This window comes from Shewanella carassii, assembly GCF_002777975.1.
Lineage (GTDB): Bacteria > Pseudomonadota > Gammaproteobacteria > Enterobacterales > Shewanellaceae > Shewanella > Shewanella carassii.
Genome location: NZ_NGVS01000001.1, coordinates 1 through 2,763, shown reverse-complemented (window position 1 = coordinate 2,763; position 2,763 = coordinate 1). Strand labels below are relative to the sequence as shown.

Sequence of the window (2,763 nt, the reverse complement as noted above, 5' to 3'; positions counted from 1 at the left end):
GCCGTTGGACAGGGTCAGTACCAGGTCGGTTTCGGGGGCATTGTTGACCGTGGCGGTGTAGGTGATCTGGCCGCCTTCATTGACCTGATTTGGGGCCAATAGAGTTACAACGCTGGGAGCAATCTGGGTTACTTCAAAGGTGTTTTGTGATACTTCATCTTGAAGCGGGGCGGCATTAACTTCGATACCTGCGGTGTCATAACCACTTGCTGCTAAGGTTTCTGTGCCACTTCTTGCCAAAGACACAAACCCAGAAGTTCCTTCATTTCCTTGTGCTCCACCGGCAGCGGTATCGGGCAGTGAAGCTGTTGGATCTTCTCCTGCTGCGATAAGCGCTTGTAACTGCGCGATTTCAGAATCGGTGATTGCATCGTTACCTTGTACACTTGGCTGTAGTGGGGCGGTTATATTTTCATTGCCGAGACTACTTCCGTCATCAAGCAAGAGTTCTACTTGTGCATTATCTTCAACTATGACTTCGCTTCCTTGCGCAATAAAGTCGCCGGGCTTTAGTTGTATTTGGTGACCATTTGACATGACATAAGCTTTGCCATTCAAACTCTTAACTTGACCATCCTGTGTTGTGATAAGTGCTTTCATGTTCCGCCTCCGGCGATTGCAATATCCGTATCAATAAAGTTGCATCTCATTGGTGCTAGGTTGCAACTTGGCAAATGGTGTAAAACCCTTGGGACGATTTTAAATGAATTGAATCTGAAGGTCAATTTTTTGACGCTATTTGGTGTTTTGTTAATACACTGATTTAAAAGAGATATTTTTAAATGTTGATTAATAAAAAAACAGGAGCCTTAAGCTCCTGTTGATTCTTGAGGGGGTAACCATTCAAGTTTAAGGGATTAATTGTTCCTCTGATGAATAGGTATAGTTGGGTTCAGGTAGAGATGCTTGTATGGGAGCCTCAGTGACCAACAATGAATTGTCATTTATCAGAGACTGAATAATTGCTGCTTCATTTGTTGTTCCATATTCTGCAGAAAGGTCTACACCATTCAGAATTATGGTAACACTGTCACCGCCAACTCCAGTTGTGTCGACGCTTATGATGGTGTTGCCACCCACAAAGCTGAAGTCCAGATAATCATCTAATACACCGTTTTCCTCATTGACTAAAATATCCGATAAATCCAAGGCATCTATGCCAACGGTAAAGTTGTAGACGTTATCTGTACTGCCATCTGCTGAACCGGCATCCCAGATTAAGATATCTCTGTCACTGTCTAGACCGGCATCAAGACGGTCACTGCCGGGGCCACCGACTAAATAATCGGCACCTGTACCGCCATAGATATAGTCATTACCTGCCCCCCCCAGCAGTTGGTCGTTTCCGTCAAGACCATAGATGGTATCGTTACCTTCACGACCGACAATTTCATCACTTTGGTTAGCTCCGGTGAGGGAGTCACTTTGAGTGGTGCCGAATATGAGATTGTCTATGTTATCGGTTCCTGTCACTGTAATGGCATCATCGGGCAACAGTTCATGGGTAAATACAGCTTGTACGTAACGGGCTTGATAGCTACCTCCATCGTTGTCGAAGTAAGTGATGGTCCACAGATCGCCGGCTTGAGCGGGATTCAAAGCCAGGTAGTCGGCGAGGGTTATTGAGTTATCCGATTCTTGCACTATCTGATCATAGCCAATACTGGCCTTCATTAAGCCTGAATCCACATCATAGAACCAAGTCTGTTCTACGTTATCGACAGGATCTGCCAATAGCACTATGAAGGTTATGCCGTTAATGGTTAGCCTGACTGATACCTCTGTTTCCCGCTTGCTGCCTGCGGTTGTGTCAATGTCTCTCTCATCCCCGGGAATTGGAATGGCAAAGGGGGATTTTTGGTAATCGGTGAACAGATCCAGACTACCGTTTGCTGGCGCTAAATTAATGGCATCGGCAAATCCCGCACTAATACTGAGGACTGCATCCTGATCATTACCTGAGGTTAAAGGAGATGAACCATCACCTATGGTGACACTTTCGCCCCCTAAGCTATTCCCGGGCACAGCATGGATAATGAAGTTTCCATCCACCTGATCTGGACCTGAATTGACTGTGAAGGTTAGGGAAATGTCCAACTGCTCTTCTATGTCACCGTTGTCCCCTGGCATATATACCAGACTACTCAACTCTGCTGCAGACAAGGCCTCCGGATTGTTGAAGTCATACTCTACCAGCATCTGGCTGTTATCATCCCAATACCAAATTGAGCCTATTTCGGCGGTTTCCCCTGGGTCGATAAACTCAAGGCTCAGGTTTGTGATGCTAATGCCATCAGTAGTATCTACATCAGTTGGCGCATCAATATTCAGCGGATAGCCGGCAAGATAAGGATCTGAGAGTTGCAACAATGAAGCTGGCACCCAGATCTCTTTGGCAAACTCACCTTCAACCGGATCATTGGTACCAGTGATGGTGATAGTCACTGTGTCAGTATCAGTGCCGCCGTTGCCGTCATCGACCGTGACATCAAAGCTTAAGGTGATGGTCTCGCCGACGGCGAGGAACTGCACCAGGCTGTTGGCAANGTGCCGCCGTTGCCGTCATCGACCGTGACATCAAAGCTTAAGGTGATGGTCTCGCCGACGGCGAGGAACTGCACCAGGCTGTTGGCAATGTCATAGCTCCAGCCTGAGTTGTCGACACTGAAGCCGGCCGCCAGCGCATCCTGGGTGGCTTGGTCCAGAGCGCCGCCGTTCCAGAGTACATCGCCGTTATAACTGCTGCCGACGCTGTGGCTGTCG

At 47.6% G+C, this 2,763-nt stretch carries 3 protein-coding genes; all 3 read right to left on the bottom strand.

Annotation, left to right across the window (positions count from 1 at the left end):
• A partial coding sequence (locus CBE72_RS00015; RefSeq protein WP_157929010.1) for a retention module-containing protein occupies window positions 1-600 on the bottom strand: 600 nt, incomplete at its 3' end.
• Between the two features lie 249 nt (window positions 601-849).
• Window positions 850-2,532 carry a calcium-binding protein gene (locus CBE72_RS20530; protein WP_100141783.1) on the bottom strand — a complete coding sequence of 561 codons (1,683 nt, stop codon included), beginning with the start codon at window positions 2,530-2,532 and terminating at the stop codon, window positions 850-852.
• On the bottom strand, window positions 2,496-2,681 hold the full coding sequence (locus CBE72_RS20525; protein WP_478009421.1) for a VCBS domain-containing protein: 186 nt from the start codon (window positions 2,679-2,681) through the stop codon (window positions 2,496-2,498). Before CBE72_RS20525 ends, CBE72_RS20530 begins: the two co-directional genes overlap by 37 nt.
• Window positions 2,682-2,763 lie beyond the last annotated feature (82 nt).